This window comes from Mesorhizobium sp. RCAM 05104 (genome assembly GCF_059683645.1).
In genome coordinates this window covers 318,237-341,773 of sequence record NZ_CM185033.1, presented here as the reverse complement: position 1 = coordinate 341,773, position 23,537 = coordinate 318,237, and the positions used below count along the sequence as shown (strand labels likewise).

Annotated in this window: 38 protein-coding genes and 1 tRNA gene; 33 read left to right on the top strand and 6 right to left on the bottom strand. The window is 59.2% G+C overall.

Annotated features, from left to right (window positions below; translation table 11 throughout):
- Positions 1-2: 2 nt before the first annotated feature.
- The 3 genes from AC56QP_RS01890 (at position 3) to AC56QP_RS01880 (ending at position 2,018) form a co-directional block, all read left to right on the top strand.
- Positions 3-593, top strand: a complete 591-nt coding sequence (locus tag AC56QP_RS01890; RefSeq protein ID WP_497100832.1) for a hypothetical protein — start codon at positions 3-5, stop codon at positions 591-593.
- A gap of 167 nt (positions 594-760) precedes the next feature.
- Positions 761-1,621 carry an ATP-dependent DNA ligase gene (locus AC56QP_RS01885; RefSeq protein WP_497100833.1) on the top strand — a complete coding sequence of 287 codons (861 nt, stop codon included), beginning with the start codon at positions 761-763 and terminating at the stop codon, positions 1,619-1,621.
- Between the two features lie 16 nt (positions 1,622-1,637).
- A complete protein-coding gene (locus tag AC56QP_RS01880) occupies positions 1,638-2,018 on the top strand; it encodes a hypothetical protein (protein WP_497100834.1) in 381 nt (126 codons plus the stop codon).
- On the opposite strand, the gene AC56QP_RS01875 is transcribed toward AC56QP_RS01880, so the two are convergent.
- Both AC56QP_RS01875 and AC56QP_RS01870 read right to left on the bottom strand, forming a co-directional pair.
- A complete protein-coding gene (locus AC56QP_RS01875; protein WP_497100835.1) occupies positions 2,008-2,379 on the bottom strand; it encodes a hypothetical protein in 372 nt (123 codons plus the stop codon). The two genes, AC56QP_RS01880 and AC56QP_RS01875, sit on opposite strands and share 11 nt — an antisense overlap.
- The gene (locus tag AC56QP_RS01870; RefSeq protein ID WP_497100836.1) at positions 2,376-2,630 is read right to left on the bottom strand and encodes a helix-turn-helix domain-containing protein; all 255 of its coding nucleotides are present in this window, start codon (positions 2,628-2,630) and stop codon (positions 2,376-2,378) included. Before AC56QP_RS01870 ends, AC56QP_RS01875 begins: the two co-directional genes overlap by 4 nt.
- 125 nt (positions 2,631-2,755) lie before the next feature.
- On the opposite strand from AC56QP_RS01870, the gene AC56QP_RS01865 reads away from it, so the two are divergent.
- The 3 genes from AC56QP_RS01865 to AC56QP_RS01855 are packed head-to-tail and all read left to right on the top strand — an operon-like array spanning position 2,756 to position 4,010.
- The gene (locus AC56QP_RS01865; RefSeq protein ID WP_497100837.1) at positions 2,756-3,502 is read left to right on the top strand and encodes a hypothetical protein; all 747 of its coding nucleotides are present in this window, start codon (positions 2,756-2,758) and stop codon (positions 3,500-3,502) included.
- A complete protein-coding gene (locus AC56QP_RS01860) occupies positions 3,499-3,735 on the top strand; it encodes a hypothetical protein (RefSeq protein WP_497100838.1) in 237 nt (78 codons plus the stop codon). The genes AC56QP_RS01865 and AC56QP_RS01860 overlap by 4 nt, the downstream gene beginning before the upstream one ends.
- The gene (locus AC56QP_RS01855) at positions 3,732-4,010 is read left to right on the top strand and encodes a hypothetical protein (RefSeq protein ID WP_497100839.1); all 279 of its coding nucleotides are present in this window, start codon (positions 3,732-3,734) and stop codon (positions 4,008-4,010) included. The genes AC56QP_RS01860 and AC56QP_RS01855 overlap by 4 nt, the downstream gene beginning before the upstream one ends.
- A 134-nt stretch (positions 4,011-4,144) precedes the next feature.
- On the opposite strand, the gene AC56QP_RS01850 is transcribed toward AC56QP_RS01855, so the two are convergent.
- From AC56QP_RS01850 to AC56QP_RS01840, 3 genes are all read right to left on the bottom strand, one after another.
- Positions 4,145-4,278 (bottom strand) — tRNA-Thr (locus AC56QP_RS01850).
- On the bottom strand, positions 4,249-5,499 hold the full coding sequence (locus AC56QP_RS01845; RefSeq protein ID WP_489861141.1) for a tyrosine-type recombinase/integrase: 1,251 nt from the start codon (positions 5,497-5,499) through the stop codon (positions 4,249-4,251). Before AC56QP_RS01845 ends, AC56QP_RS01850 begins: the two co-directional genes overlap by 30 nt.
- A complete protein-coding gene (locus tag AC56QP_RS01840; protein WP_489861142.1) occupies positions 5,496-6,116 on the bottom strand; it encodes an Arc family DNA-binding protein in 621 nt (206 codons plus the stop codon). The genes AC56QP_RS01845 and AC56QP_RS01840 overlap by 4 nt, the downstream gene beginning before the upstream one ends.
- Before the next feature lie 120 nt (positions 6,117-6,236).
- On the opposite strand from AC56QP_RS01840, the gene AC56QP_RS01835 reads away from it, so the two are divergent.
- The 10 genes from AC56QP_RS01835 to AC56QP_RS01790 all read left to right on the top strand — a co-directional run bounded on the left by AC56QP_RS01835 (position 6,237) and on the right by AC56QP_RS01790 (position 10,935).
- Positions 6,237-6,428: a DNA-binding protein gene (locus AC56QP_RS01835; RefSeq protein WP_489861143.1), complete on the top strand. Its 192-nt coding sequence runs from the start codon at positions 6,237-6,239 to the stop codon at positions 6,426-6,428.
- Positions 6,425-6,715, top strand: a complete 291-nt coding sequence (locus AC56QP_RS01830; RefSeq protein ID WP_489861144.1) for a winged helix domain-containing protein — start codon at positions 6,425-6,427, stop codon at positions 6,713-6,715. The genes AC56QP_RS01835 and AC56QP_RS01830 overlap by 4 nt, the downstream gene beginning before the upstream one ends.
- Positions 6,712-6,930, top strand: coding sequence for a hypothetical protein (locus tag AC56QP_RS01825; protein WP_489861145.1), 219 nt, complete (start codon positions 6,712-6,714; stop codon positions 6,928-6,930). The genes AC56QP_RS01830 and AC56QP_RS01825 overlap by 4 nt, the downstream gene beginning before the upstream one ends.
- Entirely contained in the window at positions 6,930-7,463 is a 534-nt protein-coding gene (locus tag AC56QP_RS01820; RefSeq protein ID WP_489861146.1) for a hypothetical protein, read from the top strand. Before AC56QP_RS01825 ends, AC56QP_RS01820 begins: the two co-directional genes overlap by 1 nt.
- A 114-nt stretch (positions 7,464-7,577) precedes the next feature.
- A complete protein-coding gene (locus tag AC56QP_RS01815) occupies positions 7,578-7,874 on the top strand; it encodes a DUF6074 family protein (RefSeq protein WP_489861147.1) in 297 nt (98 codons plus the stop codon).
- Positions 7,871-8,308 carry a hypothetical protein gene (locus AC56QP_RS01810; RefSeq protein ID WP_489861148.1) on the top strand — a complete coding sequence of 146 codons (438 nt, stop codon included), beginning with the start codon at positions 7,871-7,873 and terminating at the stop codon, positions 8,306-8,308. The genes AC56QP_RS01815 and AC56QP_RS01810 overlap by 4 nt, the downstream gene beginning before the upstream one ends.
- Positions 8,298-8,672 carry a hypothetical protein gene (locus tag AC56QP_RS01805; protein ID WP_489861149.1) on the top strand — a complete coding sequence of 125 codons (375 nt, stop codon included), beginning with the start codon at positions 8,298-8,300 and terminating at the stop codon, positions 8,670-8,672. Before AC56QP_RS01810 ends, AC56QP_RS01805 begins: the two co-directional genes overlap by 11 nt.
- Positions 8,669-9,076 carry a helix-turn-helix domain-containing protein gene (locus tag AC56QP_RS01800; RefSeq protein ID WP_489861150.1) on the top strand — a complete coding sequence of 136 codons (408 nt, stop codon included), beginning with the start codon at positions 8,669-8,671 and terminating at the stop codon, positions 9,074-9,076. The genes AC56QP_RS01805 and AC56QP_RS01800 overlap by 4 nt, the downstream gene beginning before the upstream one ends.
- Positions 9,060-9,533: a terminase small subunit-like protein gene (locus AC56QP_RS01795; protein WP_489861151.1), complete on the top strand. Its 474-nt coding sequence runs from the start codon at positions 9,060-9,062 to the stop codon at positions 9,531-9,533. Before AC56QP_RS01800 ends, AC56QP_RS01795 begins: the two co-directional genes overlap by 17 nt.
- Entirely contained in the window at positions 9,511-10,935 is a 1,425-nt protein-coding gene (locus AC56QP_RS01790) for a hypothetical protein (RefSeq protein WP_489861152.1), read from the top strand. Before AC56QP_RS01795 ends, AC56QP_RS01790 begins: the two co-directional genes overlap by 23 nt.
- Here the strand turns inward: AC56QP_RS01790 and AC56QP_RS01785 are convergent.
- Entirely contained in the window at positions 10,932-11,270 is a 339-nt protein-coding gene (locus AC56QP_RS01785; protein ID WP_489861153.1) for a hypothetical protein, read from the bottom strand. The two genes, AC56QP_RS01790 and AC56QP_RS01785, sit on opposite strands and share 4 nt — an antisense overlap.
- 111 nt (positions 11,271-11,381) lie before the next feature.
- Here AC56QP_RS01785 and AC56QP_RS01780 point away from each other — a divergent pair, with 111 nt between their 5' ends.
- From AC56QP_RS01780 to AC56QP_RS01700, 17 genes are all read left to right on the top strand, one after another.
- Positions 11,382-12,782 carry a hypothetical protein gene (locus AC56QP_RS01780; RefSeq protein WP_489861154.1) on the top strand — a complete coding sequence of 467 codons (1,401 nt, stop codon included), beginning with the start codon at positions 11,382-11,384 and terminating at the stop codon, positions 12,780-12,782.
- Between the two features lie 86 nt (positions 12,783-12,868).
- Positions 12,869-13,771: a hypothetical protein gene (locus AC56QP_RS01775; protein ID WP_489861155.1), complete on the top strand. Its 903-nt coding sequence runs from the start codon at positions 12,869-12,871 to the stop codon at positions 13,769-13,771.
- 2 nt (positions 13,772-13,773) lie between these two features.
- Positions 13,774-13,989 carry a hypothetical protein gene (locus AC56QP_RS01770; protein ID WP_489861156.1) on the top strand — a complete coding sequence of 72 codons (216 nt, stop codon included), beginning with the start codon at positions 13,774-13,776 and terminating at the stop codon, positions 13,987-13,989.
- The gene (locus AC56QP_RS01765) at positions 13,986-14,240 is read left to right on the top strand and encodes a hypothetical protein (RefSeq protein WP_489861157.1); all 255 of its coding nucleotides are present in this window, start codon (positions 13,986-13,988) and stop codon (positions 14,238-14,240) included. The genes AC56QP_RS01770 and AC56QP_RS01765 overlap by 4 nt, the downstream gene beginning before the upstream one ends.
- Entirely contained in the window at positions 14,225-14,434 is a 210-nt protein-coding gene (locus tag AC56QP_RS01760; RefSeq protein WP_489861158.1) for a hypothetical protein, read from the top strand. The genes AC56QP_RS01765 and AC56QP_RS01760 overlap by 16 nt, the downstream gene beginning before the upstream one ends.
- Positions 14,434-14,757 (top strand): hypothetical protein, encoded by a 324-nt coding sequence (locus tag AC56QP_RS01755; RefSeq protein ID WP_489861159.1) that lies wholly within the window; start codon positions 14,434-14,436, stop codon positions 14,755-14,757. The genes AC56QP_RS01760 and AC56QP_RS01755 overlap by 1 nt, the downstream gene beginning before the upstream one ends.
- A 120-nt stretch (positions 14,758-14,877) precedes the next feature.
- Entirely contained in the window at positions 14,878-15,189 is a 312-nt protein-coding gene (locus AC56QP_RS01750; RefSeq protein WP_489861160.1) for a hypothetical protein, read from the top strand.
- Positions 15,190-15,452: 263 nt separating this feature from the next.
- Entirely contained in the window at positions 15,453-16,325 is an 873-nt protein-coding gene (locus tag AC56QP_RS01745) for a hypothetical protein (protein WP_489861161.1), read from the top strand.
- A 133-nt stretch (positions 16,326-16,458) separates the two neighbouring features.
- Positions 16,459-17,889 (top strand): hypothetical protein, encoded by a 1,431-nt coding sequence (locus tag AC56QP_RS01740; protein ID WP_489861162.1) that lies wholly within the window; start codon positions 16,459-16,461, stop codon positions 17,887-17,889.
- Positions 17,889-18,173: a hypothetical protein gene (locus tag AC56QP_RS01735; RefSeq protein WP_489861163.1), complete on the top strand. Its 285-nt coding sequence runs from the start codon at positions 17,889-17,891 to the stop codon at positions 18,171-18,173. The genes AC56QP_RS01740 and AC56QP_RS01735 overlap by 1 nt, the downstream gene beginning before the upstream one ends.
- The gene (locus tag AC56QP_RS01730) at positions 18,174-18,893 is read left to right on the top strand and encodes a hypothetical protein (protein ID WP_489861164.1); all 720 of its coding nucleotides are present in this window, start codon (positions 18,174-18,176) and stop codon (positions 18,891-18,893) included.
- 1 nt (position 18,894) lies between these two features.
- A complete protein-coding gene (locus tag AC56QP_RS01725) occupies positions 18,895-20,145 on the top strand; it encodes a hypothetical protein (protein ID WP_489861165.1) in 1,251 nt (416 codons plus the stop codon).
- On the top strand, positions 20,145-20,513 hold the full coding sequence (locus AC56QP_RS01720) for a hypothetical protein (protein WP_489861166.1): 369 nt from the start codon (positions 20,145-20,147) through the stop codon (positions 20,511-20,513). The genes AC56QP_RS01725 and AC56QP_RS01720 overlap by 1 nt, the downstream gene beginning before the upstream one ends.
- Positions 20,514-20,583: 70 nt before the next feature.
- Complete coding sequence (locus tag AC56QP_RS01715; protein WP_489861167.1) at positions 20,584-20,874, top strand: hypothetical protein; 291 nt, start codon at positions 20,584-20,586, stop codon at positions 20,872-20,874.
- Positions 20,832-21,968 carry a hypothetical protein gene (locus tag AC56QP_RS01710; protein ID WP_489861168.1) on the top strand — a complete coding sequence of 379 codons (1,137 nt, stop codon included), beginning with the start codon at positions 20,832-20,834 and terminating at the stop codon, positions 21,966-21,968. The genes AC56QP_RS01715 and AC56QP_RS01710 overlap by 43 nt, the downstream gene beginning before the upstream one ends.
- A gap of 5 nt (positions 21,969-21,973) precedes the next feature.
- Positions 21,974-22,957, top strand: coding sequence for a phage major capsid protein (locus AC56QP_RS01705; protein WP_489861169.1), 984 nt, complete (start codon positions 21,974-21,976; stop codon positions 22,955-22,957).
- Positions 22,958-22,969: 12 nt separating this feature from the next.
- Positions 22,970-23,461, top strand: a complete 492-nt coding sequence (locus AC56QP_RS01700; protein WP_489861170.1) for a hypothetical protein — start codon at positions 22,970-22,972, stop codon at positions 23,459-23,461.
- Positions 23,462-23,537 lie beyond the last annotated feature (76 nt).

The following is a 23,537-nucleotide window of genomic DNA, read 5'->3' as shown; positions in this document are numbered from 1 at the left end:
CCATGTGGTGGATCAGGGAACTTCTGGCATCAATCCGCTTCTTGACGATTAGAGGAAGCCACCCTTTTTATAGATCAAAGCGCGTGTACGAGATTTTTCTGCCCGCCGCTGTGACGCTAGTTATATTTCTCTTGCTCCACAATTTTCCTCTGGCTTTCTCGGGCGATTTTTTGCCGAATCTAACTGCAAACATCTTTCAGTTCATGGTTTTCGTGGTGCCGTTCCATCTCGCGGCATTGGGGGCCTTTGCTACCTTTGAGCGCAAGGGCTTGGACGACAAGCTTGCTGGGACAAATGCCGAGATCAGAATATGGAGCAATGAGGAACACGAAGCATTCTTTGAAACCCTCAGCCTTCGGCAGTATGCGAGTCTATTGTTTGGATACCTATGCACAATCGGCGTGCTATACATTGCCGCCTATATCGTCCTTTTCAATGTGAATTTCAGCTATATAGCCGGGAAAAATATCGGGAGTTTAAAGGATTTTGCCATCATCTGCGTTCTATTCTTTATCTCGCATTACGGCTTTTTAAGCATATATTCGATCACCTTCCTGTTCGAAAAGATAAACAAGATCGGTGAGAAGAGCTGATTGAAAAGCGCAGCTGGAAGCAACAAGCCGATCTCTGCTCGTTGTCCCGCCGCCGGGTTTGCTTGAAGCGCCTCCTCATGCCCGCTTGGCTTCGGCTGGCGGGCTTTTTGCGTTTTGGGAACCAATTCAGCGCAAGTTAATTGAATCGCGCCGATGTGAGTTCGTTCATGCGTTTGAAGTTTATTCCACCGCAATTGCCGATGCTGCACGAGAAGCCGCCTGCGGGTGACGACTGGTCGCATGAAGTCAAATTCGATGGCTACCGTTCACAGATGATCATCGAAGATAGCGCGGCGAGGATCTTCACGCGCAACGGCTACGACTGGACGGCGAAATACCGTGACCTCGCTGCGGCCGGCAAAGAGCTGGGGGTTGAAAGCGCCATCATCGACGGCGAAATCATCGTCACCAATGCTGCCGGTCTTTCCGATTTCAAAGCTCTGTTGTCGGCTATCGCCAAGCGCCAGCACGACCTTTACTTCGTGGCCTTCGACCTGCTGCACCTCAATGGTCACGACTTGCGCAGCATGGCGAACGAAGACCGTCGCGAAATCCTACACGGCATGATCGAACCGGGCGGACGCATCCAATTCAGCGAAGCGCTGCCGGGCGAAGCGAACGCCATTTTTCATGTGATCGACCAAGCCGGGCTCGAAGGCATGGTCTCGAAGCGCAAAGACAGCAAATATCGCAGCGGCGATTCCACCGCCTGGTGGAAAATCAAATGTTACACGACCAGCGAACTAGAGCTGCTGGGCGTCGAACGCGAAGCCGGCAAGCCTGCCTTCGCCCTGCTGGGTGAGCCTGTCACGCGCAAATATGTCGGCTCGGCCTTCATCACCTTGAACCGCGATATGCGCGAACGGCTCTGGCAGCGCGTCCAGGACCACGCGGGGACGGCGCCGAAGGGCATGAAGCGTTCGGCGACGCAATGGGTTAAGCCGGGGCTTGTCGCCACTGTGAAGCACCTGCGCGGCGAAGAGAAGTTGCGCCACGCCTCATTGCAGGATTTCCGCGAGGAAGATTGAACGCTATATCGGCTCAATGCCATCCGATCGCCTCATCATCCGTTTCGCCTACCAGCGCGGCTGGCAAGTCGTGGACGGCGGCGCTGCCATCGATACCTTCGACACGAAGGAAGGCGCATTCCAGTTCGTGGTTGACCGTGGCGCTCGCGTTCATCTCCAATGGGGCAGGACCGTCATCGGCGGGCAAGCTGTGCCCTATGACTTCGAGGGCAGCTTTCAAAGCGAGGGTGTCGGCAGGATCATGAAGACCCTGCACGGGCCGGCTAAGGGGACATGGTTCTGGACCTGCCACGAAGGTGGGGCGAGGGGAACCGTGACCACCAAGGATGAAGCTGTCTTTGGATTGGAGCGGGCCTACACCCGCATCGTCGTCAAGGCGGACTATCCTATACGATAGCCACGTAGCGCCGCCGCTTCCAATCGAACGCAACGCCGGCCGGGGTCTGAAACCCTCGCGCCGGCTTTTTTGTGCCTTCGTGCCGGGCCTGCTGGCGCTTGGCCTTCCTGATACTCGGCAAGTCCTGGGTGTGGGTCTTGACCTCGCCGCACTTGAAATGAGCCGGGCCGCAATTGGTGTTCACGTCCGGGCCTAGCAGACCAAGGGCGCGCTTGTGTTCGACAATCCAGCGGTCGGTGTGGCGGTGGATCGGCTCACCACAAAGGCAGCACGGCGCGACGTTGTGGCCGGTGCAATGCTCGGTGAAGATGGCTTGTCGACGATTGGCCGACATGCGGGCTCGGGGCGTGTTGGCGGTCATGGGCTTGAACGCAGGCGAACGCCTGGCCCTCCATTGGCCGTTTCGCCCTCGTCAAGGAAGACGACGCCGGCAGCCTTCAGCGCATCTGTGACGGCATCCAGAGTGTCCGTTCGGACTTTCACGCGGTCGGCGCCGAATGCTTCCATGTTGCGGATCGTGTTGGCGCTGACCCCCGCCTTATCGGCAAGGGCTATCTGCTCCAATCCAATGAGCGAGCGCGCGGCCCTTATCTGGTATCCAGTGATTGGCATTTTGTCCCTACATATAAGAATTTTGGTATCATACACAAATTATTGTTGACGACAATAGGGGCCGGGGCATATGGTTAAAAGACCAACCAAGTTGGTAATGGTAACCACAACACCGGAGACAAACCATGCCGAACACCCCTGTTCGGGCAGCCGCCGAAGGCATGCCCAATGTTAACCGCCGCCGCCTGCTCAACCTGACCGGCGCGGGCCTCGCTCTCGCCGCAACCGCAATGGCTACGAAGCCATCTGCCGCCGCTGCGACCTCTGCCGAGCTGGAAGGTTTGATCGCCGCCAAGCACAAGGCTGTAGACGACTTTGAAGACGCGCTCACCGCAACAAGCAAGCTGGAGGAAGCCTATTTCCAGGTAGCCCAGAAGGAGCTGTTTGTGCCGTTGTCGATCGGCGGGGCGCAATCGTTCAACGTTCAGTCGTTCTTCGCCCACTTCGACATCGCCGAACACTATCAAGACGTGCGCAAGGACATTGGTCGACGCTATCAGGAGCAACACCACAAACTGGCGGCGTTGACAAAGGTGGCGCCGACTACGGCGGTGGAAGCCGCCACTGCTCTTCAGAAGGCCGAGGCCCATGATTTGCGCACCCTGCGGCAAGTCTTGCGTGAAGAGGTAAGCCGCCGAAAGGCCGCCGGCCTCTGGCAGGCAAAGGAGATCGAGGAAGCTGCCTCCGATGCCGATATGGACGCGTTCACTGCGATTTGCGCGTACCGCTGCACGACCCTTGCCGATGTCGCCAGAAAAGCCGAAGCGCTCGCGCATTTCCTTCGCGGTAGCTGCTGCGAAATCCAAGACGAGGATTTGCGCGTCCTGCTTTCCTCGATGATGCCGGCGGATGACGAAGGCGGTGCATCATGAACCGCTTCGTTGACCAAGGCGATATGACTGCCACGCAATTGGCCGGATGCAGCTACGATCTGCTTGCGATACTGCACCTTGTCAGAGCGGTGACTGACGGTGCCCAGGGCCGCAGTCTGTCGGCAAACGCTACCGAAGCCATAGGCCGGTTGATGGCGCTGGCGATCGAGATGCACGCACCATTGCACGATGCCCTCGAAAGCCATGAGGGCTTGAAGGGCGGTGCTTCATGAGCGCGCTGGCCCGCCTTTCTGACCCGTCCGTCCGTCGCTCGATCGAGGATGAGATTGAGCGACTGATCTCGCTGTTGGACTTTGTGGAGCCCGACCCGGATCTTGAACCGTTTCTGGCCGGTGGCGGCGAAGTCTGCCGCACCGATGACCGCGAGGAAGATGACTGCGACCTCGAAGAGCAGCACGATGCCGAACCGTCTGAGGGCGATTCGTGCGGCTGGACCGACAACCCGGACGTTCCACAGGAGGGGCAGCGCTGGCACGGTCATTTCTGAAAGAGGAAATGTTTTCCACTTAGCCCGCTGCCTCACGGTGGCGGGCTTTTTCTTTTTAAGGTGGATACAACGGAGGACAGGCAACCAGGAGAAATCTCTAACCAGTTGAAATTGTGTCAGTTTTTCCGGTGGACTGGTGCCCCCGGACGGAATCGAACCGCCGACCTTCGGTTTACAAAACCGCTCCGAAGTCATGGGAAATAAGGCTTTCAGTGTCCTATGTCGCGCCTGTGTCGCGTTAGCCCAACAGCAGCCGCTCGGCAGAGGCTAGTTCCGCCTCGTCGTCGCCGCGCGGGAACAGGTGCCCATAGCGGTCCATCGTTAGCACGATGGTCGAATGTCCAAGCCTTTCCTGGACCATCTTAGCGGGCAATCCCAGGCCACCTTCCTCGGTGCGGTTTATGCACCACGAGGCATAGAAGTGACGAAGCGCATGCATGCCGGTGTATTTGCCTGTGACAACGGGTTTGCCGTCCTTGTGGTGCTGCGGCTCGCCATGCTCGTCTAGAATTGGCACAGTGACGCCAGCTTTTATCTGCGTGGGGATCAGGCCACGTCGAATGATGTTGCTCAGACCCTCGATGTTGCCCGCGCCGTTAGGGAAGACCAGCTCCAGCACAGTGACCGGCTTGCCTTCCTCGTCCAGCTTTCCGGTACGCCTGCGCGGGCAAGTAAGTTTCCATTCCCGCAACGCGTTGATGACTGTCGGCGGCAAAGGGATCGTTCGCTCGCCTGCTTCCGATTTCGGCTTGCCTATCGCATTGAACCTGTCGGCGCGCTGATGCACATGCAGTTCTCGTTTGTCTAGATGCACATCGCGCCAGCGGAGCCCGCGCAATTCCGAAGCGCGCAACCCGGTAAAGATTGCCGTAAGCAGCAATGGGCGCCACCGGCCGGAGAGGGCGTTGACAATAGCCCTGATCTCTTCGCGTGACGGGATATCGACCCCAACCTTAAGCTTGCCCTTCTGACGCTTGTCCTGGCGCTCTCCGCGCCTGCGACGGGCGCGCATGTCCCGAACAACGTTGCGGGCCACAAAGCCGCGCTCCTGGGCGTCTGCGAGCAGTGTGCCAAGGCTGACCATGATCCGGCGCACCATTACGGGTGATCGGCCATTCTCGCGAAGCTTGTCTTCAAATGCCCGGAGTGTGCTGACGCTTAGATCGGAAAGCCGCTCCTGGCCGATGAACGGCTTGATATGCAGGTCAAGGTGCGATCGATATGCCTCGGTGGACGAGCGCTCCAGCCCGGCGTCTACAGCCCCCTTGATCCAAATGTCCCCGGCCTTGGCCAGTCTGACGCTATCCCTGTCCGCTACGTGGATGCCCTGGCGGATCTCGACGCCGGCGCCGTCGCGGAAGCTGTCGGCATCTTTCTTTCTGGCGAATGTCTTCAGCCGCCGGATGCCCTTTCCGTCGACATAGTCGACAACCCAGGCTTCCTTTTCGATGCCTCGGCTATTGGTCCATGTGCGCTTACGGACGCTCATTCGTTCCCGCCCTCGTCGTTCGATTGCTCGGCGCGGGTGGCGTAGGGAACAAAGCTTACCTCACCGTCCCAGCCAGCTCGGACGGTCCATGGCTGCTTGGCGTCGGCAAGAGCATTATTGATATAATTCAGATAGTCGCTGTTCCCGTCAGGAGCACTGACGCCGATCAAGCTTTCCAAAAAGACCGATAGAAGATTGATGTCTATCGACTTTGGAGGGAACGCAACCTCAAGAGCGGCAATCGCCTCGGCGTCAAGCGTTCGGTGGTTCTGCTCCGCTTCCAGGCTAATGCGATCAAGCAAGGGCTGGGGAATTGCTAAAACAGGGGCAGGCTTTCCCTCCTTGTTAAAGAAGCGTTTTCGCAAGTGTTCTAGCCGATCCAGCTCCCATTCAAGGCGCTCCTTATCGTCCGCCAGTTTCGCTCGCTCCCGCGTCGTAGCGAACAACGTCTTTTGAAGCGTCGGAAAGTCTTCAAGACGCGCGACAATCTCAGCATTCATCGAACGGCTGTGTTTGTCTGCCGCTTCTTTAATGCGGTCTCGCAAACCAGGCGGAAGCCGGACCTGAAAGCGTTCGGCCAGCTCACTAGGGTATTTTTCGCGGTCATCATCACTCATGCTGGGGATAAGTGCAACTTGCCACCATGAAAGGCAAGAGTGCGACTTGCACTCATCCACAGTTCCGGGTACTTCTTGGCAATAGATGCAAGTTGCACCCGTGAACGAAAGGAGCACGATTTGTCTACGAAATCCGACCATAGTTTGGAGTTGGTATGGGGAGCCGACGCCATATCCGTATTCATTGGCCGCACCCAGCGGGCGACATTTCACATGCTGGAAAAGGGCGAACTGCCGGCGCGCAAGGTGGGAGGTCGATGGGTCGCCGAGCGATCCAACCTTACCAAATTCTTCATGGAGGACGCGGCATGAAGTACTCCCTTCTTGTTAAGGTCGAGCCGGATGGCGCCGTGAAGAGACTAGACGGTAGAGCCGCCTGGATGATGGAAAAACTGATCAAGGCCGGTGCCGCCGGCATCACGTCCCTGGAGTTGCCAACCGGCGTCAGGGTCGCTCATGCCGTCTATCTTCTCCGGCGCGATGGGTTCGTGATCTCGACAAAGCGCGAAAGCCACGGCGGGCCTTTTTCCGGGGTACATGGCCGGTACAAGTTGGAGTCACCCACCAGCATCATTGAGCCTGCGGAGCGGGCGGCATGAGTGGCACCGACGAGTTGAACGCGGACGAGGCGCCGCAATGGAATTGGCCTGCCGTCGACCTTGCTGTCGCTGAGGCGGCGGCATGGCTCGCCACCGGTTCGGCCGATCGTACCAAGGCGATAATTCCCCAATTGCAGGAGAAGTTCGCTCTGCCGCTCAAAGACGCGGTCGAGGCCTGCCGGCAAGCGGCGCTGATCCGGGCGAGGGCGCACTGATGGGGAAGGGCAACGGACGAAACCCGCCGGGCGAGCATTTCACCAAGATTATTCGCCACACAATGGAGCAACCCGCGTGGCGCGCGCTCTCTTCTACGGCTCAGGCGCTTTATCCATGGGTCAAGCTCGAATGGCGCGGCCCTGATGCCAACAATAACGGCAAGATAAGGCTGAGTGTGCGGCAGGCGGCGGCCTGTATGGGGTGTGCAACCGATACAGCCGCCGAAGGCTTCCGGGATCTCCAACGGAAGGGCTTTCTGTTTCAAACGGAAGCTGCATGCCTAGGTGTGGAGGGCGCGGCAAAGTGCCCGTCTTACGAAATCACCGAAATCAAGATGCCTGGGACCGACAAGCAGCAGGACGGCAGGAAGCTCTACCGCGACTGGCGCCCCGACCGAGAGTTTCCGGTGAAAGGCCCGAGTGCCAACAATCCGACTGGCACCAACGGCCTGCGACGGAAAACAAAAACCCGTCATGAAAACAATGACGACCCTGTCCTAACTTCCATGACGAACCGTAGGAGGGCGTCATGATTTCTAGGACGCGCTGTCATAAGAAGCATGACGGAACCGGGTGCTTTGTAGAGCAAACCGTCATGGTTTCTGTGACATCCTTATCCTACCAGATGGTAACGGCGGGAGGCGAGCATGCAGCCAACGCTGTTTGACTGGCCGACTCCCTGTCAAATCATCCTGTTCCCGATGGGAAAACGGGTCGGTCGCATTCGTTCGACAGCTGAAAAGATGCTTGCCAAGCCAACCGACAAAGCGGCGGAATCCTACCGCGACCAAGTCACCGATGGCCTGATCCGGCAAATGGCAAGAACCGGCATATCGGACAGCGAACAAGACGAGCATCTAGGCGCGTTCTGGTCGGCTGTGCAGGCGGAAATCATCCGGCTCTCCTATCGAAGCAACAAGCCAGAGGGAGGGCATGTCGCATGACAGTGGTTGAAACTGAGGACGGCTTCGTCGTTGTCGACGGGAGCTGTGTCGCTGCTGGTCCGTTCGAAACCAATGCCCAGGCTTGGCGTGTGGTCGATCGGCTGGAAGGCTCGCCCGTATCGGCGGCCGAAAAGCGGGCTGACTGGATCTCGACCAAGATCCTGTCCAAAGGGCTGGCTACCGAACGGGAGGCCAAGCCCAGCCGCAAGGCAAAGCAGGAAGCCAAAAAGCAGCGCAAGGCTGAGCATCGCCTGAGGGGCAACGCGGCCAAGGCTCCAGGCTGGTTGCGGAAGGGAGCCTCGGCGAAATTCGATCCGAAAGGCAAGCGGGCCTTCAACACCTCCCAGCTCGGCACATTCGGTGCGGCCTCGGCCGTCCGGCAAGTCAGCGTTGCCGATTACCTCGCATCGAAAGGGAAGCAGGATGACCATTGATGAGCGGCGAGAGCGTGAGAGGCTTGAACGGGAAAACCCCTGGCGACCGATCGGCGACGCAAAAGAAGATGGCGCGATCTGCGAGTTGCGCATGAGCAACCTAACGGAGCTCGGCTTTCAACGTTTCTTCCTTCATGGCGGCGTTTGGTACCGGATCGATCCTCCGAAGAGGATGTATGCCAGCCTTGAGCTGTTGGTCGAATATCGACCCACTGGCGCCACGCTAAGTAAGCACCGGCAGGAGAACGCCATATGGCGCGCCGAAGAAGGCGGCAACTACGAGTATCGGGGAGGCGAGCTTCTACCAAAGCCCAAGCCATACAAATCATTTTGGCGCGCCGATGACACGGATGGCGACAAATGAACCACGGGATGTCCAAGCCAAAGCATCGTGCTTCCCTCCCATTTCATGCCTATTCCTCCTTCAATAAGAAGGGCGGCAAGGCGGTTGACGCCGTAGTGCGCAACCGAAACCGCGCGCTCGATATGTACCAGGACATGGCGACGTACGAGACCATCGCGGAGTGTCTAGACATTTCGCCGACAACGGTCGTTCAGTACGTCAAGCGGGCGCGCGAAAAAGGTGACGTGCGGGTCAAACGGCCTTTCAAACATAGGGGTCGGCAACTCGCTTTACAGCGGCGCAAGTCGATCAAGGACATGAAGGCGCTGGGTCTCTCAGCCCGAGAGATTGCAAAACAGCTCGGGATCAATGTGCGGCTGGTGCAGATAAGGTTGAAGGAGGCGAGCAATGGCGCGGCCAAGTGATTTCACCCAGGATCTGGCGGACACCATTTGCCAGCGGTTGGCAGAGGGCAACAGCCTCCGCTCGATTTGTCTGCATGAAGACATGCCGAACAAGTCGACCGTGTTGCGATGGCTACTTGATCCGGCGCGGGCGGCGTTCTGCGACCAGTACACGCGTGCGCGTGAACTCCAGGCTGACGTGCATGTGGATGAAATGCCCGACATCGCCGACGACGGCAGCAACGACTACATCACCAAGACGAATGCGGACGGCTCGACCTATGAGCAGGTCAACAGCGAGCATATCCAGCGGTCGCGGCTGCGCATCGACACGCGCAAATGGATAGCAGAGCGCATGCGGCCGAAGAAATACGGGGCCAAGGTCGCGCTCACCGATCCCGACGGCGGGCCGCTGGTCGTTCAGGTGCTGAAGCTCTCAGAGGCGGAAAAGCCTGATGCCGACAATCCAGCTTCCTAACGCCGGCTGGCGGCCACGCTGGTATCAGAAGAAAGCATGGGACACTTGGGAGCAAGGCTGTAGGCGCCAGCTCTTGTTCTGGCACCGCCGCGCCGGCAAGGATGAAATCAACCTGAACATGCACGCCGTGTCCGCCCATGAGCGGCCGGGCACCTACTGGCACATGTTGCCGGAGGCCGCACAGGCCCGCAAAGCCATCTGGAACGCGGTGAACCCTCACACTGCCAAGCGCCGACTGTTCGAGGCCTTCCCAGAGCCTCTAATCGAGAACATGAACGACAATGAGATGTTCATCCGCTTCAAGGTCGGATCGACGTTTCAGGTTGTCGGCTCGGATAACTTCAACAGCCTGGTTGGATCGCCACCGGTCGGGATCACCTTCTCGGAATGGGCATTGGCTAAGCCGGCGGCGTGGGCGTACCTGTCGCCGATTCTGGCTGAAAATGGTGGCTGGGCCTCATTCATCACCACGCCGCGCGGCAACAACCACGCCAAGGGCATGCTGGACGCGACAAAGGGCAATGCCTTTCATCCGCAGTCGAACCCGCGCGGGTGGTTCACGGAAGTGCTGGGCGTCGATGCCACACAGGCGATATCGCAGGAGGACATCGAAGAGCAGCGGGTGATTTACACCGGCCTGTTCGGCAAAGAGGTTGCCGACCTCCTGATTGACCAGGAATTCTATTGCTCGTTCGCGGGCGCGCTGGTGGGCTCGTATTGGGGTTCTGAAGTAGCGAAGGCGGAGCGGGAAGGCCGCATTGGCAAACCCATTGCGGTCAATGAGGCCTACCCGGTTCACACGGTCTGGGATCTGGGTAAGGCGTCCAACAACCCGATCTGGTGTTTTCAGGTCATCGACGGCACGCCCATCATCGTCGATTTCTACCTACCCGACAGCGAAGACCTCGCCGACTGGTGCAAGTGGCTCGACGACAAGGGCTACAAGGGCAACGACTACGTTCCGCATGACATCATGCATCCGCAGTGGGGAACGGCGCGCACGCGGCTGCAAACACTGAAGGATCATGGCCGCAAGCCGAAGATGGTCGGCATAGCGAGCTTTGCCGATGGGGTGAACGCCGGCCGGCAGACAATCAAGCTCGCCCGGTTCGCGAACAATGAACGGGTGGCCGATGGCATCGAGGGCCTGAAGGCCTTTCGTCGGGAATGGGACGACGAGAAGAAGGTGTTTCTGTCGACCCCGGTCAAGAACTGGGCGGAACACTACGCCTCCGCGTTCCGGTATCTAGGCCTCGCCTGGCGCGAAGCAATCGTGGCAGTGGTGAAACCTGCTGGTGACCCCGGCACCTATCAGGCGATGCCTGACGGATCGATCCGAAGCAATCAGTCGGTGAAGGATGCTGTTGACGCCATGGTCAGACGGCGGCGGGCGGGACGCTAGTCGACTGTAGCGCGGTAGATTTTCAGTATCCCGTAAGGCTCTGGCTCGCCCAAGCCGCATTCATAGTCAGAGCGTGTCATGGTCGGGTCGCCATCAGCGTAGGCCTGGGCGTTCACCCAATCGCGGCAGCTCTGTACATCGGCCAATCCATGCTGCTCGCGGACAGTGCCCAGGTCGCCTTTGTTTGGATAGTAGAACGCGTCGACTGTTTCCCAGGGCGCGGCATCGTTCGGCCAGTACCAGTCAGCAACGGTCTTGGCCGGGTGTCCGAAAGCAAACCATAAGCCGATGCCGATCACCAGCAAGACCGGCAAGCAACCGCTATTCTGGTCCATCACGATTTCCCCCGCTGACACGATAGACCCGAAGCCAAGGCGAATTCAAACGGCTTATCTTTTCGTAGAGGCATCAGCACCCTAGCGCCGACCAATAGGATTGGAGCGGCTATGCCTCGCGCTGGTGGAGTATATTCGGCCCCTCCGGGGACCGCTGGAACACCAAACACCACGATCGAAAGCGCGAAATACAACGCGCTGGTCGACGATCTGGTAGCCGACGCAAACGCCGCGAGGCCGGTAACGGCCGGCGGCTCCGGCGCATCGAGCGCGGTGGGTGGCAACGACAATCTCAATGCAGCCGGCGCAAATATGGCATCTGCTGCGACGGTCAATTTGGCCAACGCAACGGGCGTGACAGTCACCATCACCGGAACCGTGACGATTACCGGTTTCGGCACAGTGGTGGCGGGCGCCGTCCGCGTTCTGACGTTCGCCGGCATTCTGACGCTGACACACAACGCTACAAGCCTGATCCTGCCTGGAGCCCAGAACATCACCACGGCGGCTGGCGACATCATGACCCTTCGGTCTCTGGGCAGCGGCAACTGGACATGTGTCGGCTATCAGCGCGCCGCTGTGCCGCCGTACTCGTCGACCGCAACCGAAACCCTGAAGAACAAGAGCCTTGAGGACAACACGACCTTTTTTGTCGACGAGACCGACGCCACCAAAAAGCTGAAACTTCAGGTCTCGGGGATCACGACTGCGACGACGCGCACGGTGTCTGTCCCTGATGCCGACGGTACGATGTTGCTCAGCACAAAACAGCAGCTCGTCGCCGGGTTCCGAAATCTGAAGGTCACCATCTCAAGCGCCACCCAGGTGGCAATCACCGCAGACGCGCTCTCGGTCGAGGATGCAAGCGGCAATGCGGTTCGGCTGACCGCCGTCAACGTGACTGCCGATATCACGGCATCGGGGGCCAATGGTCTCGATACCGGCGCGGAAGCTTCGAACACTTGGTATTATGGCTGGGTCTGCTGGAACGGCACCACCACAATCGGGCTGATTTCGGCATCAGCATCAGCCCCAACGCTTCCCGCGACCTACACCCACAAAACGCTGGTCAGTGCCTTTCGAAACGATGCTTCGTCCAACCTCTGGCGCATGATCCAGTATGGAACCCGAGCTCAATTGACGATTGGGACAAACCCCACAGGGATGCCAATCTTGGCGTCCGGGAACAGCGGGAGCATTTCGGCGCCAACATGGACGGCGGTTTCAGTCTCGGCATTCGTCCCGCCAATAGCGTCTGAGATTTTCGTAACGCCGGTGGCATCCGCACCTGGCGGAGATGGCACGGGTTTTATGCTAGCTCCCAACAATTCATATGGAGCTTTCAACAACACCACCAATCCACCGCCTTTTTCATGGGTCTGGAGCCAAATGTGGGGGATTGGCGTGTTCCCTCCGGTCAACTTGGTGCTCGAATCGACGAACATATACTGGGCAAACACATCCGGCGCTAATGTCAAACTGGCGAACGCTGGATGGAGGCTAAGCCTTTGACGGCGCGGTAACCTCAAAACCAAGCGGCTATAGTTTTCGCATACTTCCTACCATCCTGCGCCGGTTCGCAACCCGCAGGGAAAATCATGGATCGCAGCGCTTTCTATGCCGCTCTTCGCTCACGGAACTCGGGCGTTTTCGGCACGAGCCTTTCCAGCGGTCAGGTCGCAATCCTCGATTTGATCCTGGACGAAGCCCAGGCGCGCGATGTGCCGCTTCGGCAACTTGCTTACATCCTGGCCACGCCATATCACGAAGTTGGCTCGTCGATGCAGCCGATATCGGAAAACCTGAACTACTCGACAGAGGCGATGATGAAGGCGTGGCCTTCCCGCTTCCCAACAGCGGCCAGCACGCTTGGATATGTCCGCCAGCCGCAGAAGCTCGCCAATTTCGTCTACGGCGGCCGGATGGGCAACACTGGCCCGAATGATGGTTGGGATTATCGCGGGCGGGGCCTGCCGCAGATCACCGGCAAAGAGATGTACGCCAAGATAGGCTTGGCCATCGGCGTTGATCTCGTCGCGAATCCGGATCTAGCGTTGAAGCCGAAAATCGCGGTGCTGATCATGTTCGTTGGCATGCTTCGGGGCTTGTTCACCGGCAAGAGGCTGGCCGACTACATCACCAGCACCACGGCCGACTACATCAATGCGCGATCGATTATCAACGCGGACGTGAAGCGCAACGGTGCGACCATCGCCGGTTACGCGAGGGCGTTCGAGGCCGCCTTGCAAGCGGGCGGCTATGCCGGGAAAGAAGCCGGCGACGAGACAACGCCCGAGCCTGCGAACCCCGTCTCGGTGATCGTTCCGGCTCCAGCGGCTCCGCAACCCGCCGCGCCTCCCGTAGCGCCGCCTGCACCCCCTTCGGCCCCGCCAATCATCTATCCCGCGCCGACACCGACTACCGAAACCGTGACTGTCGAACGGAATTGGCTCTGGCGCCTGCTGTTCGCCGTCGTCGGCGCAATCTTCAAGAGGAAATAGTGATGGAAAATGCAAAGCCATGGTGGCAGTCGCTTGCGGTCTGGGCTGGCGTCTTCTCGCTGCTCAATTCCGTCGGTCTGGCCGGCATCAACATCGACTTTTCCACAGGCGACTTCACCGGGAACATTCATGAGCTCGGGGCGTCGCTGATCGGCTTTGCAACAAGTGTCGGAATGATCTGGGGTCGTATTCGGGCGAAGACGAGGATTGGCAAATGATCCCGATCGCCACAGCGCTCATCGAACAGCTTTGGCCGTATCTCCTCGCTGGCGTCATGGCACTTGCCGGGCTCTGGACGGCCTATCGCAAGGGGAGTGCGCGAGAGAAGGCAAAGCAGGCAGCCAAAGAGCTAGCCGCGGCTCAGGATCGTCTGGAGATGGACCGCGAGGCCACAGCGGCAGAGCGGCAGGCCGCCGGCATGACAGACGACCAGGCGCGGGCGGAGGCCACCAAATGGGCAAAGCGCTGACAATCCCAGTGTTCATGGTTCTCTCAGCATGCGTCACGACGGCGCCGGTCGCCGACCCGCGCAAAGTCTGGTGCGACCACAACACGCCGCGCCGGCCATCGCTCGTAGTCGTTCAGGTGATGAGTCGTGCCGAACTGGACGAGATGAACTCATTCAATGCCAAGGGCGTTGACTGGTGCGGATGGAAGCCGTGATGCATGATTTCTTCGAACTCCTTGGCATCAAGGCTCCCGTGCTCGTTGCCGGCCTTTCAGGCGGCATCCTGCGGGCTCTGTCACGGCACCGGTACAAGCTCCGTGAAATGGTGGCCTCGCCTATCTGTGGGGCCCTGGCGGCAGCGTATCTGACCCTGCCGGCGGTTTCCTACTTCAAGGCAACCGGTTTGCCGATCCCGGCCCCCGCTGACGACACGACAACGCTGGCAGCAGCGTTCCTGATTGGCGTCTCGGCAATGTGGATCTCGGATATTCTGTTCGAAATGATCGTGCGTAAATTCAAGCCGGTTCGCGAAGAGTGATTCGAAGATCGATCCCCGAAGCTTTTGACCTAGTACTTTTTCCGTAATTGACTACGGCGGATCCGGCAGCTGTAGTCGAAAAGCATTTAGGAATGCACTCAAAACAGGGAGGAAAATAAAATGCCGGAAGCTAAAGTGGTTGGACCAGGGAGAGTGCTAGCTGTAGCACAAGTTATGGATCGTGCATTGACGATGTCTAGCCCAGGTGTCACGTTCGACAACGCCTCAAGCAGACTGAGTTTCCAAAACAAGGAACGTGATCGATTCATAGCCCTGCTGACAGATGTCACTAAGAATACGTACAGCACGACAACGACAATCGCCATCGATTGGGAAACTGAATGGGTGGTCCTTAGAAACAAGGCGCTGGATACTGGCGACCGCCTATTCCCTGCCGACAATTTCAACGTCGCAATAGTGACTGTAGACTAAGAATCGCTTGGTTGTGCATTTGTCGCTGCACCATGCTCGCCTGTACCCTAACTTTGTTATCGGCTAGGCTAAACCCGCGCCGCTTCCGCCTGAGTGCGCCCGCCGGCCCTCGCTGGCGGGCGTTTACGTATTCAGTCAAAACATCGTAGCGCATCGAAAATCGCAGCGCCCTGACGGTTGGTCAGCATTTGGCCGGCTGTGACGGAAATATCGAATCTCCAAACGGCTTATGTTTTCGTGCGTGCTTCCGCCATCGTGTTGGAATGGCCAAGGCGGACAAGCTCACCACTGACCAGCAGAAACAGGGGAAGGCCCTCCGCGACGAGGGTGCCAAATGGCTTGCCCGCATAGAGGCCGCTACCAAGCTTGAAAAGCAGTGGCTGGACGATGCCGAAAAGGCCGTCAAAGCCTTCACGGGCGAGGTATCGAGCCGTGATTACAACTCGTCGACCACACTTGGCAGCACTTACGATTTCAACATTCTGTACGCCAACGTCGAAACCATCGTGCCGGCGGTCATCAACAGCCCGCCCGCGCCAGACGTTCGCCGCCGATTTGCCGATGAAGACCCAGCCGGCAAGGACGTGGCCGAAATCATCGAGCGGTCGATAAAGGTCCAGGTCGACGATTCGAAGCTTCAGGTCGAACTGGAGGCGGAGGCGCAAGACGCGTTCCTAGCGGGCCGTGGTGTCGTCAGGCTTCGTTTCAAAAGCGATTTCGTGAAGGACGTGACCGATGACCTCGAAGACACATCCGAAGGCGAGACGCCAAGCGCCGCAGAAGACGCAGCTGATGCTGCCGGCGGAGACAGCGGAGACAAGGCAGGCAACGGCGGATCGGCTGGAGGCTATGTGCGGCCTCAATCCACAGGCGCCGGAATGGCTGGCAACGGGACCAATCTGCCAAACGACGTGGTGGCGCAACCAGGAATGGAACGCCTCGCAAACGAGCGCATCGACTTCGAAGCCGTAAGCTGGCGCGATTTCCGTCATGGCCCTGCCAAGCGCTGGAGCGATTGCCCGTGGATGGCGTTCCGGTTCGTCGTTTCGCGCGAAAACGAAGACGCTGCATTCGATACCGCTTTGATCGGCATGCAGACGACCGACCAGGAGAAGAAGGCGCGCGGCGAGATCTGACAGCGACCTGACGGGTTGGGAAATCTGGTGTAGGACCAGCCGCAAGGTCTATTTCGTCGATGACCAGGGTGTGATCCTGAAGACAGTCGACGACCCTCTGGGCCTGTCAAACTTCTTCCCGATCGCAACGCCCGTGCAGCCGATCGAACTCACCGGGCGGCTGATGCCGGTCAATCCATTCTCGATTTATTCCAAGCTCGCGGATGAGCTGGACCTCACCACCAAGCGCATCAACATCATTACCGGCCACATGAAGGTCAAAGGCTGGTATTCGGGCGATGCCGGCGACATTGCCAACATGCTAGCGGCCGACGACACGGAATTTGTCCCGATCGGCAATGCTGAAATCTGGGCGGCGAATGGCGGCTTGGCTGGTGCCGTCGCGTTCTGGCCGGTCGAAAAGTTCATTCTCGTTCTGCGCGAGCTGTACAACGCCCGTGAGCAGACGAAGCAGGCCATATACGAAATCACCGGCATTTCGGACATCGTTCGCGGTGCTTCTCAGGCCAGCGAGACGCTTGGCGCCCAGCAGATCAAGACGCAATGGGGTTCGCTGCGCATCCAGAAGATGCAGCGCATGATGGAGCGCGGCGCGCGTGACCTGTTCGTGATGATGTCGGAAATCATCCCGGCCAAATTCTCACATGAGACGCTCCAGCAGATGACAGGCGTCCAGATCATCCCGACGCAACAGGATCTCACGCCCATTCAACCGCCGCCGCCACCTCCGGAGGGCGCGCAGCTGCCTCCCGACACGATGCAGCAGTATCAGCAGGCCGCCCAGGCCGCGCAGATGGCGGAGAAAGCCCGGCAGGCCAAGCTGGCGCAGATGCAGGCCGTTCAGCAGCTTTTCACGCAAAAGCTATCGACCATGTACCGCATCGATGTCGAAAGCGATTCCACAGTGAAGGCGGACCTGTCGCGGCAGAAGGCCGAAGCAGCGGAATTCCTCCAAGGCGCCGGCGCCTATTGGGCTGCTGTCGGCCCGATGGTCCAGTCTGGCGAGCTTCCGAAAGAGGTTGCCGTCGAAATCTTCGCGGCGAACTCGCGCCTGTTCAACCTCGGCAAGTCTGTCGAAGACGTTCTGGAAAAGATGGTCACCGATGCCAAGGCGAAAGCCGAACAGCCTGAGACACCAAAGCCTAACCCCGAACAACAAAAAGCTGAAGCGGAAGCGAAGGCGCGAGAGGCGGACGCGGCGGCAAAAGCTGCTGATGCGAAAATTAAAACTGCCTCTGCTGAGCAGGATATGCAGTTCAAGCGCGAGCAGCACGACATGACGATGAAGGAAAAGCAGTTCGATCTGCGCTCCAAACAGATCGCGGCTGCAACCGATCAGAACCAGGTCTTGGCCGCCAACGGCATTGTGCCTCCGCCGATCCAGATCGATCCGATTGGAGGCGAGGCCGTTCTGAAGGAACTCGCCGCGCAACGGCAGATGTTCGGCCAATTCATGATCGAAGTCACCAAGGCGCTGACGGCACCGAAGCGGATCATCAAGGACCAGCAGGGGCGCCCGGCCGGCGTTGAAACCGTCCAACCTCAACCGCAAGGAATGCAGTAATGGCAACCACCAGTGAAATCGAAGTTGGCATGGCCGCAATCGCAGCGCGCCTGAGCGATCAGCGCCAGGTAATGATGAAGGTTAAGGCGAATGCAGGCACGGCATCTGTCGCGCTTGCCGCCATCCCGAACGACTTCGCCGATGTCGTCGCGACTGTGAATGCTTTCGGCGCGGGCAACGCCTATGAGGCGGCCGTGAAGGCCCAGCTGGTCAAGATGACGACAGAGTTCAACGCGCTGAAAGCCAAAGCCGACGCGGTCGCCGCAGTGGACCTGAACGGCTAAATGTTCGACCAGGGGCAGTTCTATCCGGGGCAACCACTCCAGTTCATGGAGGGAGTGCTTACGCCCATCATCGGATCCAACCAATACCGCACCGATTTCTCTGAATATGCGGTAGGCGCGAAACCGTCTGACTGGACCCAACGCTGGGCTACTACCGACGTCCCTTTGGTGCAGAACGTAGCGGCGGCGATGAGCGGCAAAGCCCTCCGCTGGACCAAAACATCTGCCAGCAGGCAGGCTTTGTCGTGGGACCGCGTTCCTGCTGTAGCCGATTGTGAAGTGCTTTTCAGGGCGCGCGCCATCGAGGCATACGCAGACAGCGAAGTGTTCATGCGAGCCTCCATCCGGGGCGCGGGTACTGCGGGTGCCGAGACGGGTTATATCGGCACATTTCTTGGCCGAAATGTGGGAACACTCTACGCCCAAAGCGATCAGAAATATGTGGCTGGAGCCTCGACGACCATCGGGGCAGTCGCGAACGGCCCTTCGCCCAACTATGCCGTAAACAACTGGGTGTGGTTCCGGTTTCGCGTGAACGGGACCACGTTGAGCATGAAGATTTGGAACGACGGCCAATCAGAGCCAGCGTTCACCAACAACACCGACAGCTCTATTTCGGCGGCCGGCTGGACAGGCTTGAGCATCGGCGGCGCGAATCCCGATACCGAAGTCGACTTCTTTAGCGTCGGCATCAATGGCGATGTAGCGCTGGGGCCGTGAGATGAGAATTCCAAGCGGAAAGATTGACCAAAACATCTACTTCGTCGCTGTCGATAGCGCCGACCTGAAAACCCGCAAGACGGGTCTGACCACCTTTACGGTCTACCGGAGCCGCAACGGCGGCACCGCAACGGTCTACACCACGCCGACGATTGCCGAACTGTCGGCTGCCAACATGCCCGGCGTCTATTCGTTGCTGATCGACGAGGACACGACCATCGCGTCGGCATCCGACGCGGAAGAGTACACGGTTCACATTACCCAGGCCAATATGGCGCCGGTCACGCGGGTGATCGAGCTTTTCCGCCGAGACACGACCAGCGGCCGAACCCAGCTTGTCGACGCAAACGGCAGGGTTGACGTTTCAGCCATCGCCGGAACCGCGCAAACCGCGCGTGACATCGGCGCGAGCGTCTTGGTTTCGTCGGGCACCGGTAGTGGCCAGCTCAGCGTCACGGCGGGCGTGATCGCCTCGAACATGACGCAGTTGCTCGGCAGCGCGGCGGCCACGCCTTCGACGGCCGGCGTGATTGAGGTGAACGTGAAGAACATCGCCAATGCGGCGGTGAACACCGCCAGCGCCCAGCTTGGTGTCAACGTGGTCAATGCCGGCGGCACTGCATGGAACTCCGGCGCGATCACTGCCAACACCTTTGCAGCCGGCGCGCTGACAGCGGCAAAATTCGCGGCGAATGCGCTCGATGCTGTGTGGTCAACTACCACGCGCCTCTTGACGGCAGGAACGAACATCGTCCTTGCGAAAGGAACCGGCGTGACCGGCTTCAACGATCTAGACGCGCCCGGTGTTCGAACCGCTGTCGGCCTGGCTACGGCCAACCTCGACACCCAGCTTTCCGGCATCAACTCGAAAACGGCCAATCTGCCGCCCGACCCGGCCGACGCATCAGACATTGCAGCGGCATTCGGCACGGTCAACACCAACTTCGGCACCGTGAACGGCACGGTGAACGCCATCAAGGCCAAGACCGACAACATCCCCACAGCCCCGGCCGCAGTCGGGGATATACCGAGCGCTGCTACAGTCGCGACTGCTGTTCATGACACGGTTGTGGATGGGGCACTGACCTTCCGCCAGTCGACCAGGCTGCAGAACGCATCGTTGCTTGGGAAGGCTAGCGGAATGACCACCGCGACGGCTGTTTTCCGCGATGTTTCGGATACTAAAGACCGGATCGTCGCATCGGTCGATGCTGACGGCAATCGCCTGGGCGTGACGCTGGACCCGAGCTGATGTTTGCTGATCGCTATTTCGGAAAGCGGTACTTTCCGAACAGGTACTTCCCAACTGCGGCGGAATCGCCTGTCATCTCGCATCCCGTTGGCGGCGACGGCGGATTCTACCGTCGTCCCATCAAGTATATCCGAGACGGCAAGATTGTCGACCTCAACGAGCCGCAAGAGCCGATCGTTGAAGTGGTTGCATGGCCGGAACTTTCGCCGCAAGTGATCGCCGCGCTACAGGCAGGCATTCCTGTGGATCGGCCTGCATCCGTGGACCGCGCCGCGATGCTTGAACAGACGATGGGCCAGTTGATGATACAGCGCTATTTGGCGGACATGGCCGACGATGACGCCGTGACAGCCCTGCTGCTCGCCTGATTTTTCAAACGGCTTATCTTTTCGCACCGATCGACCGCACCCTTCGTCCTGCCTCCAAGCGGGACTTGAAATGGCTCGGTACGTGTTTCGAAACGGCATCTTTGTGGACCGGCAGACGGGCGCTCCGATGGAGAAGCCATTTGCGGGTCAGATCACCATGCCGAATGTCATGTCAGACATTCCTGAATACCGCTCGCCGATCAACGGCGCGGTTATCGGCTCGCGCTCTCAGCGGCGCGACGATCTGAAGAAACACAATTGCGTCGAGTACGAGCCCAGCCTTTCCCCGACCAAGGGCAAATTCAAAAACCCCGAGTTTTGCAAGAAGCGGGGCCTTCAGGTGTCAGAGGAATTTCGATGAACGCTCTCGCTAACGTTGCCGAAGCCACCCCCACTGTTGATGTCGTCGTGAACGACAATGCTGGCGTCGACGATTCCGCGCTTGAAGCAATCTGGAACAAGAACGAGCGCGACAATGGCGCCGAACGCGAAGGCGGCAAATTTGCCAGCCCAGAGCGTACGGAAGAGACCGGCACAACGGCATCGCCGAAAGGCGGTGATGGCGGGGAACCGGCTGGCGATGGTCTGACGCCTGGCGCTGGTTCGGTTCCCCTGCCTGACAACTGGAAAGGCCTTCAGGGCGCCGATGTCGTCAAGGGCGCATGGGAGAAGACGCCGGCTGAAATCCGGGCGTTTGTGGCTGCCCGCGAGCAAGAGCTGCAGAGCAGGCTTTCCGATCACGGCCGGCAGCTTTCGACGGTCAAGCCGATCCAGGAGGTAATCGACCGGCATGCCCATTACTTCGATCCGCAGAAGGGCCGCAAACTGGCAGATGGGTCGGTTGTCACCCCTGCAAAGGCGATTGATTTCCTGTTCAACGCCCAGGCCAATCTGGACCGGGCGCCCGTCGAATCCATCATGGCGATCATCGACAGCTACGGCGTGCGCGACAAAATCGCGGCAGCCTTTGGTCAAACCGTCCAGCAGGGCGAGTCAGAATTGCGGCAGGAAATCGCCGGGCTTAAGCAGATGCTTTCATCTGTCCATAACCCCGCCACGATCGACGACCGCATAAACCAGAAGCTTCAGGAGCGCGTCGACCAGCAGTCGGCCGCCGACGAGTTGACCCGCTTGTCAGCCGACAAGCCGCTCTACTCCGAAATCCCTGAAGTCGACATGGTTGAAGCAATCCACAAGGCGCGAAGGAAGCTCGGCGATGCCGCCTCGAAAGAGGCCGTTTTCGGACTGGCTTACGACATGGCCGTGAACGCCGATCCCGATCTTAGGGCTAAAGCAGCCGCTGCAAAGCCAGCCGCTACCAATGGCGCCGCCAAGGTCGAAGGCGCTCGTCGTGCCGCCGCCGTCAACATCCCCTCAACAGCATCGGGCAAGGGTCGGGCTCTCACCGAAGATGAAGAGCTGGCCGCTGTCTATGAGCGCAATCAGAAAGGTTAAACCCGATGGCTGGTCCGTCGACCACCTTCACTGAAATGGTGTCCACCACGCTTCGCAACAGCGCGAACGAGGTGGCGGACAACGTTTCGAAGAACAACGCCTTCCTCAACCGGCTGAAGAAGAAGAACAAGATCCGCAATCTCGACGGCGGCACCGAAATTCAGGTGCAGCTCGAGTACGCGGAGAACAACACCTACCAGCGCTATGCCGGCCTCGATACGCTGAACACCAACGGCTCGGATGTCGTCACGTCCGCGAAATTCGACTGGGCGCAGGTCGCGCTGCATGTCGTGTCGAGCGGCAAGGAGCTTCGCCAGAACAGCGGCAAGTTCGCGATGATCAACCTCGTCAAAACCAAGAAGAACAATGCGCTGAAGACCGCCGCGAACAACTTCTCTGTCGACCTGTATTCGGACGGCTCGCTGTCTAACCAGATCGGCGGCCTGGCCAACATCCTCCAGACCAACGGTCAGGGCACGGTCGGCGGCATTGACTCCGCAATGTGGACGTTCTGGCGCAACAAGTTCCTGGAGGCCACCGGCACCAACCTTGCTGCGGCGCCTTCCGCAGCGAATGCGGCGTCGTTCAAGGCTGACATGAACAAGCTCTGGCTCTCGTTGACGCGCGGCGCCGACAAGCCGGACATCATCACCTTCAGCCATGACTTCTACTCGCTGTACGAGCTCGGTGAGCAGCAGCTTCAGAGGTACATGGATGCCGACATGGCCCAGTCCGGGTTCATCGGCCTGAAGTACAAGACCGCCGACGTGATGTTCGACGACAACACGAATTTCACGACCACGGCCGAGAAGGGCTACTTCCTCAACACGGACTACGTCTACGTCGACCAGCATAAGGAGGCGCAGTGGACTCAGGACGACGAGAAGAAGCCCGTCAACCAGGATGCGGTTGTGATCCCCTTCTACTGGATGGGCAATCTCGTCACCTCGAACCGGTCGCTTCAGGGCGTCCTGTTCGACGCGGCATAAGGAGAGAAAATCATGACCTCTTTTGTTGGCGCAAACATCACCAAGACCTACACCGCGGCCGATCTCACGGGCGCGGAAAGCGGCAAGGCTCCCCGCCTTGGCGACACCTACGAATCGTATGACGGCAAGGTCTACCGGTTCGTGAAATACAACCAGGGGGCCGGCGCCATCGCCGCCGTCGCAAACAACGTGGTCGGCTTCTATGCACCGGGCGGCGTCTCTGCCGGCCAGTCGAACGAAGTGACCTCGGATGTGTCCGACACCGCTGCAAACGGTGCTGGCGTTCTCGCTGCTGCCCCTGGCAATGGCGAATATGGCTGGATCCAGGTCAAGGGCGTGGCCACGCTCGCCACGGCTCTCGTGTCGGGTGCTGACGGCAACGCCCTGATCCTGTCCGGCACCACGGATGGCACCCTGAAGGTTGCCGCCGCCGTCACCGACACGGTCTGCGCCTACGCGATCGACGCCTCGGCGAAGATTGTCATGTGCGCTTTCCCGTACTGACGGCAACAGGGCGGGGCTTCGGCTCCGCCCCATTCCTCAAGAGGCGCTTCGGCGCCCGCCACGTTTCAGGAGCAAA